20 protein-coding genes are annotated in these 15,971 nt (G+C 34.3%); 12 read left to right on the forward strand and 8 right to left on the reverse strand.

Annotated features, from left to right (window positions below; translation table 11 throughout):
• The first annotated feature begins 69 nt into the window (after positions 1-69).
• The 6 genes from CRV04_RS03825 to CRV04_RS03850 are packed head-to-tail and all read left to right on the forward strand — an operon-like array spanning position 70 to position 4,171.
• A complete protein-coding gene (locus tag CRV04_RS03825; protein ID WP_128995490.1) occupies positions 70-825 on the forward strand; it encodes a TerB family tellurite resistance protein in 756 nt (251 codons plus the stop codon).
• The gene (locus CRV04_RS03830; RefSeq protein WP_128995491.1) at positions 825-1,064 is read left to right on the forward strand and encodes a (2Fe-2S)-binding protein; all 240 of its coding nucleotides are present in this window, start codon (positions 825-827) and stop codon (positions 1,062-1,064) included. The genes CRV04_RS03825 and CRV04_RS03830 overlap by 1 nt, the downstream gene beginning before the upstream one ends.
• Complete coding sequence (locus tag CRV04_RS03835) at positions 1,061-1,285, forward strand: hypothetical protein (protein ID WP_128995492.1); 225 nt, start codon at positions 1,061-1,063, stop codon at positions 1,283-1,285. Before CRV04_RS03830 ends, CRV04_RS03835 begins: the two co-directional genes overlap by 4 nt.
• Positions 1,286-1,317: 32 nt before the next feature.
• Entirely contained in the window at positions 1,318-2,076 is a 759-nt protein-coding gene (locus CRV04_RS03840) for an NAD+ synthase (protein ID WP_128995493.1), read from the forward strand.
• A gap of 3 nt (positions 2,077-2,079) precedes the next feature.
• Positions 2,080-3,216, forward strand: coding sequence for a DegT/DnrJ/EryC1/StrS family aminotransferase (locus tag CRV04_RS03845; RefSeq protein WP_128995494.1), 1,137 nt, complete (start codon positions 2,080-2,082; stop codon positions 3,214-3,216).
• A gap of 1 nt (position 3,217) precedes the next feature.
• The gene (locus tag CRV04_RS03850; RefSeq protein WP_128995495.1) at positions 3,218-4,171 is read left to right on the forward strand and encodes a tetraacyldisaccharide 4'-kinase; all 954 of its coding nucleotides are present in this window, start codon (positions 3,218-3,220) and stop codon (positions 4,169-4,171) included.
• Here CRV04_RS03850 and CRV04_RS03855 read toward each other — a convergent pair.
• From CRV04_RS03855 to CRV04_RS03880, 6 genes are all read right to left on the reverse strand, one after another.
• The gene (locus CRV04_RS03855; RefSeq protein WP_128995496.1) at positions 4,161-4,814 is read right to left on the reverse strand and encodes a hypothetical protein; all 654 of its coding nucleotides are present in this window, start codon (positions 4,812-4,814) and stop codon (positions 4,161-4,163) included. The genes CRV04_RS03850 and CRV04_RS03855 overlap by 11 nt on opposite strands.
• 77 nt (positions 4,815-4,891) lie before the next feature.
• Positions 4,892-6,070, reverse strand: a complete 1,179-nt coding sequence (locus CRV04_RS03860; protein ID WP_128995497.1) for a glutathionylspermidine synthase family protein — start codon at positions 6,068-6,070, stop codon at positions 4,892-4,894.
• Positions 6,071-6,715, reverse strand: coding sequence for a UPF0323 family lipoprotein (locus CRV04_RS03865; RefSeq protein ID WP_128995498.1), 645 nt, complete (start codon positions 6,713-6,715; stop codon positions 6,071-6,073).
• Positions 6,716-6,825: 110 nt separating this feature from the next.
• The gene (locus tag CRV04_RS03870; protein WP_128995499.1) at positions 6,826-7,017 is read right to left on the reverse strand and encodes a YqaE/Pmp3 family membrane protein; all 192 of its coding nucleotides are present in this window, start codon (positions 7,015-7,017) and stop codon (positions 6,826-6,828) included.
• A gap of 55 nt (positions 7,018-7,072) precedes the next feature.
• On the reverse strand, positions 7,073-7,864 hold the full coding sequence (locus CRV04_RS03875) for a shikimate dehydrogenase (RefSeq protein WP_128995500.1): 792 nt from the start codon (positions 7,862-7,864) through the stop codon (positions 7,073-7,075).
• A gap of 10 nt (positions 7,865-7,874) precedes the next feature.
• Positions 7,875-8,480, reverse strand: a complete 606-nt coding sequence (locus tag CRV04_RS03880; RefSeq protein WP_128995501.1) for a class I SAM-dependent DNA methyltransferase — start codon at positions 8,478-8,480, stop codon at positions 7,875-7,877.
• Positions 8,481-8,552: 72 nt separating this feature from the next.
• Here CRV04_RS03880 and pgeF point away from each other — a divergent pair, with 72 nt between their 5' ends.
• The 4 genes from pgeF (at position 8,553) to CRV04_RS03900 (ending at position 12,310) form a co-directional block, all read left to right on the forward strand.
• On the forward strand, positions 8,553-9,221 hold the full coding sequence (gene pgeF / locus CRV04_RS03885) for a peptidoglycan editing factor PgeF (RefSeq protein ID WP_128995502.1): 669 nt from the start codon (positions 8,553-8,555) through the stop codon (positions 9,219-9,221).
• A gap of 465 nt (positions 9,222-9,686) precedes the next feature.
• Positions 9,687-10,946, forward strand: a complete 1,260-nt coding sequence (locus tag CRV04_RS03890; protein ID WP_228126465.1) for a malic enzyme-like NAD(P)-binding protein — start codon at positions 9,687-9,689, stop codon at positions 10,944-10,946.
• A gap of 63 nt (positions 10,947-11,009) precedes the next feature.
• Positions 11,010-11,843, forward strand: coding sequence for a formyltetrahydrofolate deformylase (purU, locus tag CRV04_RS03895; protein WP_128995503.1), 834 nt, complete (start codon positions 11,010-11,012; stop codon positions 11,841-11,843).
• A complete protein-coding gene (locus CRV04_RS03900) occupies positions 11,843-12,310 on the forward strand; it encodes a tRNA (cytidine(34)-2'-O)-methyltransferase (protein WP_128995693.1) in 468 nt (155 codons plus the stop codon). The genes purU and CRV04_RS03900 overlap by 1 nt, the downstream gene beginning before the upstream one ends.
• Here CRV04_RS03900 and CRV04_RS03905 read toward each other — a convergent pair.
• Together CRV04_RS03905 and CRV04_RS03910 are read right to left on the reverse strand one after the other, a co-directional pair.
• Positions 12,300-12,539: a hypothetical protein gene (locus tag CRV04_RS03905; protein ID WP_128995504.1), complete on the reverse strand. Its 240-nt coding sequence runs from the start codon at positions 12,537-12,539 to the stop codon at positions 12,300-12,302. The two genes, CRV04_RS03900 and CRV04_RS03905, sit on opposite strands and share 11 nt — an antisense overlap.
• Complete coding sequence (locus tag CRV04_RS03910; protein ID WP_128995505.1) at positions 12,529-14,292, reverse strand: Na/Pi cotransporter family protein; 1,764 nt, start codon at positions 14,290-14,292, stop codon at positions 12,529-12,531. Before CRV04_RS03910 ends, CRV04_RS03905 begins: the two co-directional genes overlap by 11 nt.
• Before the next feature lie 116 nt (positions 14,293-14,408).
• On the opposite strand from CRV04_RS03910, the gene CRV04_RS03915 reads away from it, so the two are divergent.
• Both CRV04_RS03915 and CRV04_RS03920 read left to right on the forward strand, forming a co-directional pair.
• A complete protein-coding gene (locus CRV04_RS03915; RefSeq protein WP_128995506.1) occupies positions 14,409-15,065 on the forward strand; it encodes a response regulator transcription factor in 657 nt (218 codons plus the stop codon).
• Positions 15,055-15,906 carry a sensor histidine kinase gene (locus CRV04_RS03920; RefSeq protein ID WP_128995507.1) on the forward strand — a complete coding sequence of 284 codons (852 nt, stop codon included), beginning with the start codon at positions 15,055-15,057 and terminating at the stop codon, positions 15,904-15,906. Before CRV04_RS03915 ends, CRV04_RS03920 begins: the two co-directional genes overlap by 11 nt.
• Positions 15,907-15,971: the final 65 nt, after the last annotated feature.

A 15,971-nucleotide genomic window follows, 5' to 3' on the forward strand; every position in this document is an offset into this window, starting at 1 on the left:
TAAAGGAGAGATTTTACCTTACTTTTGATAAAATCTTGCTATAAAAAAATCATATATTTTGGAGTAACGATGAAACTTATTGTACTTTTAATTGTTGGAGTAATTTTATACTTTATCGCAAAAAACTATAAAACGGAAAAATACCAAAACATTCAACTCAATATAAAAGAGCGTTTTGATGGTGATTTAATGAACCACGAAGCAGGATTGTTGGTTGCCCTTATGGCGAAAGTAGCCAAGGCAGATGGAAAAGTATGCGAATTGGAAGTGGAGCTTTTAAAACATACATTAAATGATATTTCAAGCCATTTTCAAAACAGTGAAGAGATTCGAGAGAAATTAAAAACAATTTATTCAAAAGAGAAAGAGAGTTTTGACAACACCATTGCTATTTGTGAAAAGGTCTTAAAGCTGACCAAACATGACTATAACAAACGTATAGGTATCATGCAATATCTTTTAAACTTAGCTTTTATTGATAAAGAGTTGTCTCAAACAGAGTATATGATCACTGAAGATATTGCCAATGCCTTGAAAATCAAACGAAGTGATTTTGAAGCACTGATCAATAAGTTTGAATCGTTCTATAAAAACCAAGCACAATCCACGCAAGTGAGTTTAGAAGAGGCGTATAAAACGCTTGAAGCATCACAAGAAGATGATTTTTCAACGATTAAGAAAAAGTATCGGAAACTGGTTAAACAACACCACCCTGATATCATTGCAGGGCAGGGGGCAAGTAAAGATATCATTGATGAAGCTACAGCAAAACTTCAAGAGGTCAATGAAGCATACGAATTAATTAAAAAAGATAAAGGACAATGATGTCAAGACGTTTTGATAACACGTATGAGGTGTGCTCATGCAGAAGTGTTACTTTAGGTGAGATTATCTATGCCATCAAAGAGAAAAATGCCCAAACGTTAGGAGAAATACAGGAGATTACCGATGCAGGAACAGAGTGTCGATGTTGTATTTGCGAAGAGGGTGATTATGGGAAAGTGAAGAAAAAACTCTATTGTAAAGAGATATTAGACAAGTTAGGAGAAAAAAGCAAAAAATGACTCAAGAAGAAAAAAAGATATTAATTCAAGATATTAAACTGCTTATAAACTCCAGTGATGAACCGTTGGTTGAAATAAATCCAAAATTTTTAGAATATTTTACAGATGACGAATTGATGGCACTTCGAGATGACTTGATTGTGAAAAAAAGAGACGTAATGAAAAATAATTCCGAATGGCTAAACGATATTTATGAAAAAACAAAAAAAGATGAGTTATAATAACCTTATAAAGTATTTAAAGGAAAATATTAATGAACTGGCAAAATATTAAAGAACAATTAATTACTTTTTTACAAGATGAATTACAAAAAACGGGTTTAAAAAGAGTTACTGTTGGTTTAAGTGGAGGATTAGACTCTGCTGTGGTTGCAGTACTATGTAAAGAGGCTTTTGGTGAAAACATGAAGTGTGCACTTTTGCCATCACAATACTCAAGCGACAGCAGTATTGCAGATGCCAAAGAATTGTGTGCTAAATTTGATATAGATTATGAAGTCATTGAGATTGCTCCAATGGTCAATGCCTACTTACCAAATATGGAACACAATAAATTACGTATTGGAAATTTTTCTGCACGTATGAGAATGTCTGTTCTGTATGATATCAGTGCACGAGACAACTCTATTGTAGTAGGAACGTCCAATAAAAGTGAATTGCTTTTAGGTTATGGAACTATTTTTGGAGACATTGCTTGTGCGATTAATCCAATTGGTGAGATTTATAAAAGCGATGAGTATGACTTTGCGAAATTTTTAGGTGTTCCTGCATCTATTTTACAAAAAAAACCAAGTGCAGACCTTTGGACAGGGCAAAGTGATGAAGAAGAGTTGGGCTATACATATAAACAACTTGATGATGCACTTAAATTGCTCGTAGATGAAAAAAAATCAAAAGAAGAGTTGGTCAAACTCGGATTTGATGATGAGATGGTTAATACCATAGAATATCGAATAAAAGCCAATGCATTTAAAGGGAAACCACCTGTAATTGCACAAATCAACTGGAGTTAGCACATGAAAGAAATACCGTTTTACAAGCCTTCAATCGATGAGAATGAATTAGACCAAATCAAACAAGTTTTAGACATACGAAAAGATGTCTCTAAAGTGGTTGAATTTGAAGAAAGCATGGCCAACTTTGTAGGTGCCAATCATGCAATTGCAACATGCAATTCAACAGCAGCTGTTCACTTAGCTCTGAGTGCGATTGAGCTTAAACGTGGAGATAAAATTCTTATGTCGGTTAACTCTTTTGTTAATATTCCTGAAGTGGTTCGACACTTTGATGCAGAGCCAATTTTTATTGATATCAATATCGATGATATGAATATTGACTTAGTGAAGTTTGAAAAAGCGTTAGCAGAGAACAAAACGAAGAAACTGCGTGGTGCTATCATCACCTTTGTGGCAGGACAAACCCCTGATTTAAATAAATTATATGAGATTGCTAAAAAGTATGGGATTATTTTAATTGAAGATGCAACTTCTGCATTAGGAGTTACTTACAACGATGAAACAGTAGGCTCACTTCAAGCGGATATGACGATTTTTTCAACCAATCCATCGAATGGTCGAAATGCAGTCAGTAGAAGTGGAGTTATTATTACAAACAATGAAGAGATTGCAAACAGAGCTCGGCTTTTACGAACACATGCGATTACAACAACGTATGATGATTATGGAAACTTAGACTATATTTATGATGTTGTCGATATTGGACATAAATATGATATAAGTGAATTGGATGCGGCATTTTCGCTTTCGCAATTGAAAAAAACCAATAAGTTTATCAAACGAAGAAAAGAGATTGCTAAGATTTATGAGCAACGATTGGCCGATGTCAAACATGTTATTACCCCACCACATAAAAAAGAGCACATCTATACGCACTATATTATTAAAATCAATCGAAACCGAGATGCGTTTGCACGGGCATTAAAAGAACGAGGGATTTCAACAGGATTACACTATATTCCATTGCACCTTTTAAGTTATTATAAACATAAATACAACTTAAAAATTACGGCATTTGGAAGTGCCTTATCTTCGTATCAACAAATCCTTTCTTTGCCAATGTATCCTGCTTTAAGTGATGAAGAGGTGAACTATATTTGTGACCAAATCATAGAAATAGCACAAACCTGGGTATAATTTGAAGCAACAGTTTATTGCATGGGTAGAAGAGTATCTCTTCTTCCCAAACACTTTTCAACAAATCATCTCTGTTTTTTTACTCCCTTTTACTCTTTTATATACGCTTTTTACAATATTTAAAAGAATAATGGCGCGACCAGTTGATTATGGTATTCCTGTAATTTCTGTGGGGAACTTAGTTGTAGGTGGAAGTGGTAAAACACCCATGACCATCTATCTTACACGTTATAAAGAGCATGTGGCTGTTATTTTAAGAGGCTATGGACGAGAATCACAAGGCTTGTATGTGGTGAGTCATCACGGTCATATCTTAGAAGATGTTCAAACCAGTGGGGATGAAGCAATGCTGTTTGCTCAATCTCTGCCTAATGCTACTGTAATTGTAAGTGAAAACAGAGTCAATGCCATTTTAAAAGCTAAAGAGTTGGGATGTAAAGTTATTTTTTTAGATGATGGTTTCAGCAAAGCCAATATCTATAAATATGATATTTTGCTTCGACCCAAAGAGGAACCCACCAATCTTTTTTGTCTGCCAAGTGGCGGATACAGAGAACCTAAAATGATGTATAGTGTTGCAAATATGGTACTTCAAGAAGGCGTGGATTTTCAACGAGTGGTCAGTTATAAACTTTATGGTGAGAATATTGGAGTATTGCCCAATAAACTCTTACTGCTTACAGCCATTTCTAAACCCAAACGACTTTTAGAGTTTTTACCAGAAGGGGTAAAACTGGTTGCTTTTGAAGATCATCATCGCTTTAGTAACGAGGAAGTGCGAGCAGTGTTGCGAGAAAACAGAGAGTATTCTGTGATTACGACGCCTAAAGATATGGTCAAACTGCAAGGGTTTGGTCTTAAAAACCTTTATTTAATGGATTTAGAACTTTCAATTTCTTCCAATGTCAATTTTGATGAGATGGAGAAGTTTATAAAAAACTATCCTAGGTTCTAAACTTCTCAAAAAGTTCTGTTTTGTCTTTTTGAATTTCAACAAGATTGAGTAAGACACGTGTTTTAAACTTTAAATAGAGTTTGTACTGCAATGTAATGCCAATGAGCCCAATGACACTTAAGAATATAAGCAGATAATTCAATTGCGTTGTTGCGTAGTCAAATATCATGGCCGTGATACTTCCTAAAACAATGGCTAAAGAAATCATAAAAGAGCGTAACATCAAATAGTCTTTAAGTGTTATTTCTTCATCTTGCATAAAATCAACCGTATGAATACGTGCAATCTCAAAGGTAATGGCTTGAACAGTAAAGATTGTTAAAATCACATAAGTAAAAAGTAAGACAGAATAAGAAAAAAGAAAATAACTTGAAATCTGTATTAAATCTAATACAATCGTAAATAAATAGATATGATGGATTTTAATATTTTTAAACAAAGGATGAATAAACCCATCCAATGAGCCTAAAAGCATATAAAAACTGATCATATAAACAGGCAGAAAAGTTCCTTCGAGTTTAGTCACAAAAGGAATCAGTACCCAATCAATATAAGTGGTTAAAAACAGTGTCCATGATTGTATTTTTAAAAATTTACTCTTTTGGACTTGGTGAAAGATGGTTGCATAGTATTTGTATGCCATGGTTTTTCTTCAAAATAAAATCGATGTGGAAGTATACATCAAATTTTAAATTTTGAAGAAAAAAAGATAAAAATTTTTTAAGAGATAATATGCCCTACAAATTTTGAGCCATTATCTAAGATTTTTCCTCCTCGTCTGAAACCTAATGCACACGCTTCATAGGCATAAAAAACTCCTGCTTGGTAGTAATTCCCGTTGTTATCTTGTGGGAACTCAACATACTCTTGGAAAATCGATTTATGGTTTGTATACTCTCCACCATTTTCAAGTTCAATAGAGCCATCAGAATTAATGATTTTGATATTGGCACCTTCTCGTCCAAAACACTTTTTTTCGACCTGTTTTTTGCCTTGTAGGGGCTCAAATGAGGTTTCAAGAAGTAAGGGATGGTTTGGGTAAAGGTCCCATAAGATTTTCATGAACCCTTTACTTTGAAACATCAAAGTATAAGCAGGGTTAAAGACGATGGCCTTTTGATTTTCAATGATGTCGGTTAGAAAAAGTGCTAATTCACTCTCTTCTATACCGATCTCTTCCCACGGTACAAGTTTAAACCAAAACTCAAAGTGGGTGTTCTCTTTAGCTATACCATCATCACTGAATTGAACTTGGTCCATATATTCAAAGTCTGTATTAAAACCAGCTTCATTGGCAATGTGCTGAAGCAGTTTGGTGGTATTTTCATCTTCCGCACTGCCTTGAATTGATGAAAAAAGAATTTTCCAACCCAAATTGTTATAATACTCTTCAAATTTCTCTACATCACTGTCTAGAGTAATGATACGTTTGAAGTTATCTTTAAGTGCTTCATACAAGTTGTTAAATTGACTTGCTTCATCCAGACCATTTTGTTTGAGCATTGCCCATTGAATGATGGCTGTTTCAAACAAAGAAGTAGGCGTATCAGCGTTAAACTCAATGAGCTTGATGGGTTGGTCATCAATCCCACCTGCAAGATCAAATCGACCATACAGATGCCAATGCACATCATTTTCCCACGATTTTTTAATCACATCAACAAGGTTAAATGGGATATTAAGCTCATGAAAGAGGTTATTTTCAATCACATATTCACCCGCTTCACAATACATTTCATAAAGTTCATTGCATGCTTGTGCATACGCGTGAGCCTCATCGAAGCTTACTTCAACAATTTCATTGGCAATATAAGAGCTGTTGTCTTCATCTGTGTGCCATACAAAGTCAATGCTCTCTAAATATTCAGTGGTTAATGCATTCAGTGTTTTCAGTTTCATTTAGCCACCAAAGGAAAAACCAGATTTTCTGCTTCCAAAGCTGCTGCTTGAAGATGAAGTTTTACTTTTGCTTCCAAAAAATCCAGATTTTTTGCTTGAACTGCTTGCTGTGGAAGCGGTTTTAGCTTTGTTAAATGAATCCACACTTCGTGAGAATGTTTGTGGAGATTTATATTGTGTCCGTCGTTGATTTTGGTAGTTTTGATTGTTAAAAAGTTTATTCCCAATCCATGATCCAATCATAGCTCCAGCAATAGATGAAAGAAGTACGCCTCCAAGACCCATATTTCCACTTGATACCTCTGGGTTGGTTAATCCCGATGTTCCATTGTCTATTTTGATGGCTTCTTCTTTTACCAGTCTGTCAATCTCTTCTTGAGAGAGAATTCGCTCATTTCCATTAAGCTCTTTTAATACAATACGTGTATCATTGCTTGGGTATTCATCGACAATGGTATAGCCTCCATTAGGCAATGCTTCAATGACAACAAAAGCGCCTTGTTTTTGGCTGGCATTGCTAAAAGCATTGTTTTGACCTTGTTGGTTGTTGCTGTTTGAATCTCCACATCCAACTAATCCTGTCACAAGCAGGGCACTGAGACCTCCTACTTTGGCATAGTCAGATATTTTTTTAATGTGTTTCATTTCGTTCCTTTAAAAAATGGTGAGTATCTTATATAATGCGCGTATTATAGCATAGGGGAGTTAATAGAAGGTGAACAGACTCTAAAAGAACAGAGTCTGTCAGTGAAGTGTTACTCTTTGTTAAGAGCTTCTTTGATTTTCTTATCGGTATTGTATTGACTCAGTGCATATACTGACCATAAAGCAGCTGGAAGCCACCCAATGAGTGTAAATTGAAGAACCAAACAGATAATACCAGCAATAGGGCGACCAATGGTAAAAAAGTTAAACCATGGAAGAAGTATAGCTAAAAGCAGTCTCATATGATTTCCTTTGTCATCTTTTTGTTACTTATAGTTTACCCAATACTTATTTAAACTATTTTTTAAGGCCTTCTCTCATGGCTTCAATAATTTCATCACTGCATTTTGAGTTTGTAAAGTATTCAAATGCCAAAACACCTTGGTATAAAAGCATATCTTCGCCATCTTTATACTCTAAGCCAAGTTCTTTTGCTAAACTTAAAAAAGGAGTGAGTTTCCCATAGATGCAATCAAAAGCGAATTTGCTTTTGTTTAAAACAGCTTCTAACACAGTTTTTTCAACAGGATAGTATTCATCCTTTAAACCTGCACTCGTTGAGTTAACCACCAAGTCATAACTTGATGGTTTAAAGTTATCCCAAGAATAGGTGTTGCAGCCCAACTCTTTAAAAAATGTGAGTTTATTTTCACTTCGATTTAACACCGATACCTTTTTACCTGCATCTAAAAGTGCCACAGCAATGGCTTTAGCCGTTCCTCCTGCACCTAAAATCAGCACATTTTGTATTTTACCAAAAGATTCAATCGCTTTTAAAAAGCCAGGAGCATCGGTATTATAAGCAGTAACTGAACCATCTTTTTCTTTGATATAGGTATTCACTGCACCAATTTTTTGTGCCACACCTACTACATTGTCTGCTTGTGCAAATGCCTCTTCTTTATGAGGAACGGTGATATTGGCACCACTGTAACCTTTATTTAAAAACACCTCTTTAATCTCTTTGCCGTTAAGCAGATGATGTTTTATATAGTGTGCATCAAAATTGAGTTGCTTAAACCCATTATTGTGCATGTTGGGTGATTTAGAGTGTTCTACTGGGTTTCCAAAAATTGCAAATTGTTTCAAAAAAACTCCTTTAAATTTGACCAATGCTTAAAAAGATAGGAAAAGTTCCATTCTCTCTTTCCAGTTCGCAGATATTATCTAAAAATTGAAGGGTATAACCACTTTCTTCATAAAATGTTTTAATTTGTTGATGTGAAAATCCAAAATGGTGTACGCCATCATTGTTGTGTTTGGCATGAAATGTGCCGTCCTCTTCATCCAAATCGGAGATACAGAGATAACCATTGGGTTTGAGGGCTTCTTTACACTTTTGAAAAAAAGTATGGGGATGCTTGATATGGTGTAATGCCATACTGGTGACAATGACATCATAACGCTTTTGGGGTAAATCTTCTATGTCAACGTTGTGTTTGACGGCTTTTGTATTTGAAAAACCAAATTTTTGTGCTTTTTCATTAAAGACAGCTACCATGCCCTGGCTGTTATCCATGCCCGTCATACTCTTAACATCATCCGATAAACTGAATGCCAAAAGACCTGTACCACACCCATAATCTAAAATATCTTTATTGGTTAAATCAATATGTTGTGTGATTTTTGTTGATGTCTCTTTAGCAATCAAAATAGAGGTGGGTTTAGCATCCCAATCCTTTGCTGCTTGATCAAAACGATTCATTTATTTATTCCTTTTTCCTAAAAGTTCAGGGGATTATACAACAAATTTATTTTCATTTGATATAATCATGGCATGCAAATAGAACATTATTTTACAACTGCAAGCGATGGAAACATTGCATTTCATGTGACCAATGACCATAACAGTGTTGAAAACAACAGGAGTAAATTGGCATTAAAATATGGATATAATGCCTATAAACTCTATTTTATGGATCAAATACATAAAGACAATATTGTCATCATAGACGAAAAATCTCCTACGTTAACACAGGATTGTGATGCGCTTATTACACAACTTCCTGATACCACATTAATGGTGATGGTTGCAGACTGTATCCCTATTTTATTAAAAGATGAGAAAAAAGGGGTGATTGCCGCAATTCATGCCGGGCGAAATTCCACCTTTTTACAAATTGCACCTAAAACCGTACAAAAAATGATTAAACACTTTGCTTGTAATCCCAAAGATATCGAAGCCATTATGGGACCATCGATACAAAAATGTTGTTATGAAGTGAGTGTAGAACTTGCCAATATTGTTCAAACAAGCTTTGGAGAGCAGTTTGAAAAGAACCGATATATTGATTTGCACGGAATTAATAAAAAGTTGCTTCAAGAAGTTGGTGTTCAAAATATTAGCATCTCACCTGTTTGTACACACTGTTCCAATGAGGATTATTTCTCATATCGTTTGGATAAAAAGTGTGGTCGATTTGCAGGGTTAATTCATAAGTCTTAATATAATACCATCAATATAATATAAAAAATATTTTATTGTATAGATAATACTATGAATCACTTTAAGTTAATTCATATAAATGTTTAATCAAGATAAAGCTTATACAAAACTCTACATATGACTTAAGAAATAGAACTTCTCTCTTTCTTCTTTAGTGTAATATAAATTGATATCAAGAGTATAACAAAATATAAAACCTCTTTAAACATTATACATTTATATTACTAAAATATTATTCTATGTTTTGTAACATAATTATATTGAAAATGAATTAAAGATACTACTATGTATAAAAACATAATAAATAACTTTATTGAGATTTCTTGACATTTTTTCGACATTGAAATGTTAGATAAATGTTAAAGTTATGTAAAAATAGTGTATTTTTTCAAAAAAGGCTAAATTTTACAAAAAATTAAATTTAAATAAGATAATATAGTCCAAATTAAAAAAAAAGGGGAGAAATTGAGTATTCTAGTAACAAAAGAAGAGAGCTTAGCTTATCACGAGTTTCCAAAAGCAGGGAAGTTATGTGTTGAGACGACGGTTCCTTTTATGACGCAAAAAGATTTAGCTTTAGCGTATACTCCTGGTGTAGCGAACCCTTGTATCGAGATTGAAGCGAACCCAGAAAATGCATTCAGATATACATCAAAAAGTAACTTGGTTGCTGTTATTTCAAACGGTACAGCAGTACTTGGACTTGGTGATATTGGTGCATTGGCATCAAAACCAGTAATGGAAGGGAAATCAATTTTATTTAAACGATTTTCTGCGATTGATTCATTTGATATTGAAGTGGATGAAAAAGATGTTGATAAATTTTGTGCGGTTGTAAAAGCAATTGCACCGACATTTGGTGGGATTAACTTAGAAGATATCTCTGCGCCAGCTTGTTTTGAAATTGAAAGAAGATTGGTAGAAGAGTTAGATATTCCTGTAATGCACGATGACCAACATGGTACTGCTATTATCAGTAGTGCAGGTTTGATCAATGCGTGTGATATCATGAACAAAAAACTTGAAGAGGTTAAAATTGTCGTTGTTGGAGCAGGAGCTGCAGCAATTTCTTGTTCAAGAATGTACAAAAGTTTAGGTGTACAAAACATTATTATGATTGATTCTAAAGGGGTTATTCATGATGAAAGAACAGATTTAAATGAGTATAAAAAAGAGTTCTCTGCGCCAAAAGCAATGACAATGGAAGAGGCATTTTTTGATGCAGATATGGTACTTGGACTTTCTAAACCAGGTACATTTACTAAAGAACATATTGCATTGATGAAAGAAGAGCCAATTGTATTTGCTCTTTCTAACCCAACCCCTGAGCTTTTCCCTGAAGAGATTCTAGAAGTAAAACCAAAAGCAGTTGTGGGAACAGGTCGAAGTGACTTTAATAACCAAATCAACAATGTGCTTGGATTCCCTTTTATTTTCAGAGGGGCTTTAGACGTTCGAGCTACATCTATTAACATGGAGATGAAAGTAGCTGCAGCGCATGCAATTGCTGATTTAGCTAAGAAAGAAGTCACCGCTGAAGTGAAGGCAATTTTTGGTGAAAACATTGAGTACGGAAGAGATTATATCATTCCAAAACCATTTGACAAACGACTGATGGTAGATGTTTCAAGTGCCGTGGCACAAGCCGCGATTGAATCAAGTGTAGCAAAAATTACTGACTTAGATATAGTGGCGTATAAACTGCAACTATCTGAAATGATATAAATTTTTATAATTAAACTATTTCATGGTATTATTCCACTCAATAATACCATGGATAGGATAATGATGAAAGAGTATATACTGTTAATTGACACAACGGATGCCAAAGGTTTGGTATACAATGTTTCAAAAATTCTTTTTGCAAACAACTTAAATATTGAGCAAAATGCTGAGTATGTTGACGAAGAGACAAAAAAATTCTTTATGAGAAGTGTCATCTCAGGCGACTTAAATAAAGAAATATTACTAAAAGAGCTTAAAGAGGTTCTTCCCGCTGAATCTACAATTAAACTGACAACCAAAGAGAAAAAAGATATTGTTCTGCTTGCAACCAAAGAGTCTCATGTATTAGGTGACTTATTGATTCGATACATTGATGGTGAACTCAATGCAAACATCAAAGCGGTTATTGCTAACCACGATTACTTACAAGATTTGGTTGAAAAATTTGATATTCCTTTTCATTGTATCAGTGCAGAAGATATGTCTCGAGAAGAGCATGAAGAGTTGGTGATCAATATAATCAATGAATACTCACCTGAGTTGATTGTTTTAGCAAAATACATGCGAATATTAACACCTAAATTTGTACAAGCCTATCCACAAAAAGTACTCAACATTCACCATTCATTCTTGCCTGCATTTATTGGAGCCAATCCATATAAGCAGGCACATCACAGAGGAGTTAAGATTATTGGTGCAACCGCACACTATGTTACAGACGATTTGGATGAAGGTCCAATTATTGCTCAAGATGTTGTTCGCGTGGATCACACTTACTCTTGGCAAGATATGAGACGAGCAGGGCGAAATGTAGAGAAAGTTGTTTTATCAAACGCTTTACAACTGATGCTTGAAGACCGTGTTTTTGTGTACGGAAACAAAACGGTTATTTTGTGATGTTTAATCTTGTGTTACACGAACCAAGAATTCCTGGAAATGTGGGAACTATTGGGCGATTGGCTTTTGCAATGAACTGTACACTGCACTTAATCAAACCGTATGGGTTTGGTGAGATTACTGAAAAAGAGGTACGACGAGCGGGGCTTGATTATTGGTTTGATTTGGATGTACGTGAGTATGAGAATATCGAAGATTTTTGGAGTAAACATCCGTTAAACGAACGGCATTTCTTTGCAACAACCAAAACAAAACAACTCTATTTTGATATGAGATACCAAAAAGGGGATTATTTCTATTTTGGTCGAGAAGATGCAGGCTTACCTGAGTCTTTCTTGGCATTAAATGAGCAAGGGTGTATTACGATTCCTATGACCAATGACGCACGAAGTTTGAATATCGCAAATTCCGTCTCTATTGTGGCGTATGAAGCACTTCGACAAAACTTTAAAGAGTTTACTCTTTAAGTTGCTTCTTCGCCTTTTTAATGAGCTTTTTAACTGCTTTGAGCTCATCTTTTAGCAGCTCCTCTTCCTCTTTTTTGTATTTTTTATCTTTGAGTCTGTTTTTGAGTTTGAGTTTTTTGAGTTTGAGTTTCTCAATGATTTCATTGACTTTATTGGTATAACGTGTTTGTTCTTTTTGAGCTTGACTAAACAGTGTATTGATTCTTGCTACAAATTTTTTAATTCCCATTATCTTCTCCTATTTCAACTAACAGATCATCTTCCACCCATAATATCATAGTAATGTCGATTAAACGTTTACAAATGTGAATTCCAAATGAAGAGTCGTTGATCAATGATGTCGCCATTTTGGTGTCTATTTTGTTGTTTCGGATCAATTCATCAATTTTACCATTGCTGATAAAATCAAGAGTATCCAGACGTTGTTTGAGTGTCTCTACGCGTGAAATACGGTCAATATCATCGACATGGTGTTGTTGAATGTACTCTATTTCTCGAAGTGTATTGGCGATAACCTCTCGTATGGCATCGTACTCATCTTTGATGTACTCATTTTTACTTTTAGAATAGATGTTGATATTGCGTTGTAACTCTTTAATATCTTTGACTGATTTAATGATTTTTCGTGAAGCGGTTTTGAGTTTCCCTACAATGATATTTTCTGTCTCATTCATATTTTGTTGTGAAAGTAGGGCATAACGAATGATTTCTCCGTATAAAAGTTTGAGGTTATTGTTATAAATTTCATCAATATTGGTCTCTATTTTACTTTTTGATTTTTTGACCACTTCTTGTAAAGGGTTTTGAGAAAAAACATCTTCTCTGTGCAAGTTCATCGCATGAGTGATGGTTTTAAGCGATTGAAAATAGAGGTTAATCACCTCTTTTCTTAAAGAAACAATCGCTGTTTTAGGAATCTCAATGACTTCATCATTTAAATATTGGGGTTTCGCTTTGGATTTAATTTTAGGGATAAACAAGGTGTTTAAAAATTGAACCATCTTTCCAATAAACGGAGAGACTAACGCAATACCAATGACATTAAACAAGGTGTGAAAGATGGCCAGTTTAATGACATAATTCTCTTTATCCACGCCAAAAGCATCTCCTATCCAGTTGACAACTTGTACAAATTGAAAGATAAAAATAAAGGCAAATGCGGCTGTGACAAAATTAAAAATAAAGTGAGCTACGGCCAGACGTTTTCCATTTTCATTGGAGGCAATGGATCCTACAATCGCTGTAATTGTCGTACCAATATTTGCACCAATGGCGATGGCTAAAGCATTGGCATAAATGATTTGACCACTGACCAAAGCAGCAATAACAATGGCCATGGTTGCCGCACTTGATTGAATAATAACGGTTGCTATCATTCCCACGATAATAAAAACAAGTACACCCAAATAGCCTTCAATGGCATATTGTGAAAGATTAATAGTACTTTTTAAAGACTCAAAGCCATCCATCATATAAGAGATACCCAGAAAAATAAAACCTAAACCTAAAAGAATATTGCCACTTCCTTGGTAGTGTCTGTTTGTAGAAAAACGAAGAGCAACCCCTAAGATGAGCATGGGCATGGCATAGTGTGCAATACTGATTTTAACACCAAAGTATGAAACAATCCATGTGGTAGTCGTTGAGCCTAAGTTTGAACCAAAAATTACTCCAATGGCTTCATTTAATCCAATTAAACCGGCACTTAAAAATGAAATCATAATCACACTGGTTAATGAAGAGCTTTGTACCAAGGTTGTTGAGACAGTACCCGTGGCAATGGCTTTAGGCAGTGTACAGGTAAAGCGTTCTAATACTTTTTCCAAAGCACCACCAGAGAAGAGTTTAAAGCCTTCTTCCATAAAGTACATACCCACTAAAAAGATAGCAATCCCCGCTACAATTGTCTTCGCATTGTCATTGGCAAAGATGAAATAAGCTAACAGCAAAAAGAGTGTGGGGAAGAGCACTTTTTTAAACATTAACAACCTTTTTGTAGTAATGGTTCTATTATAGTATAAAAAATGTTACAATTTCAAGATACGAAAAACTATAAGTTCTCATTTGTTACAATTTCCTCTTTATAAAAAGGTGTCCATTGAAAGTATTATTGCTAGAAGATGATAAATTATTTGCTCAAACGGTTGAAGACTTCCTTGAAGAGGAGGGCTTTTGTGTTGACTTGGCTTATGATGGTCAAGAGGCTTTGAATAAAAATTATGAAAACAATTACGATCTGTATTTATTGGATATCAATGTTCCTAAACTCAATGGTTTGGATTTTTTAAAAGAGTTGCGTGATATTCAAGACACTACTCCTGCTATCTTTTTAACTTCATATAAAGATAAAGAGACCTTAAAGAAGGGTTTTATTAATGGCGCGGATGATTATTTAACCAAACCAGTGGATTTGGATGAGTTACTTTTACGAATTCACTCTCTATTCAAACGCGTAGGAAAACAGTGGTGCATGGTAGAACTTTCAAATGGTATCTCTTTTAATCCTTCTACAAGAAGAGTGTTTGAACATGGGATAGATTTAAATGTGCCCATTAAAGTGGTGCAGCTTTTTGAATTGTGTTTAGAAAACAGAAACAATATCGTTACTAAAGATATGATTGTCTCTAGGTTATGGGCAACCAATGAAGAGTACAGTGAGGGAGCAATTCGTGTCTATATTAATAACCTCAAAAAGTTATTAGGAAAAGATGCGATTACAAATATCAAAGGTGTAGGATATAAAGTTGAGTTCTAAAAAACGTAATTTTCTTATCTCTAACTCTATTTTAGTGGCGTTTATTACTATTTTAGTGCTCATTGCGAATTTTTATCTTGTCTCTCTTTTTGGTTTTAATCAAGAGAATTTTATGTTCATTACAGGAGTTTTGATTATTTTAGCTGTCTGTTTGAACCTTTTTTTGAGCAAACCTTTATTGGAACCTTTGTTTAAAAGTGATGCTAATTTACAAAAGACGATTAAAGAGACACTCCATGAACTGAATATCCCTGCTTCTACGATACAAGCCAATGCTCAAATGCTTGAAAAGAGCATCAAAGATGAAAAAAACATCAAACGTTTGGGGCGTATCAAACAAGCAACCAATGAGTTACTTAAACTCTATAACCAAATGGAGTATGAAATTAAAAAAGAAATTGATACCATTGAAAAACAAACGTTTGATTTAAAAGAATCCATTCAAGAGTCTGTCTCAAAATTTGATGAGATTAAAAAAGAGATTATCATTGATCAAAAGGTTCCAGAAGTTCAACTTTACAGTGATAAAAATGGTTTTCAAAAAGTCATTGATAACTTACTTTCCAATGCAATTAAATATAATCATCCACAAGGTAACGTATGCATCAAATATATGCATTCCATATTAAGCATACACAACAGTGGAAAAGCCATAGAGACTAAAAATATTTTTATGGTCTTTGAACAATATTATCAAGAAGACACCAACAAAAAAGGCTTTGGTTTAGGTTTAACCATTGTCAAAGAGTTTTGTGATAAACATGCGATAGAGATTAAAATTGACTCTTTAGCCGAAGGAACTACCTTTTATTTAAATCTAAGTGGCATTCTCTCTAAGTAACTTAAGATAAACTTAAAATATAAAATTAACACTAAATTAACACAAATTCTTTAACATTTCCCCAA

Origin of the sequence: Candidatus Marinarcus aquaticus (genome assembly GCF_004116335.1) — a bacterium.
GTDB lineage: Bacteria > Campylobacterota > Campylobacteria > Campylobacterales > Arcobacteraceae > Marinarcus > Marinarcus aquaticus.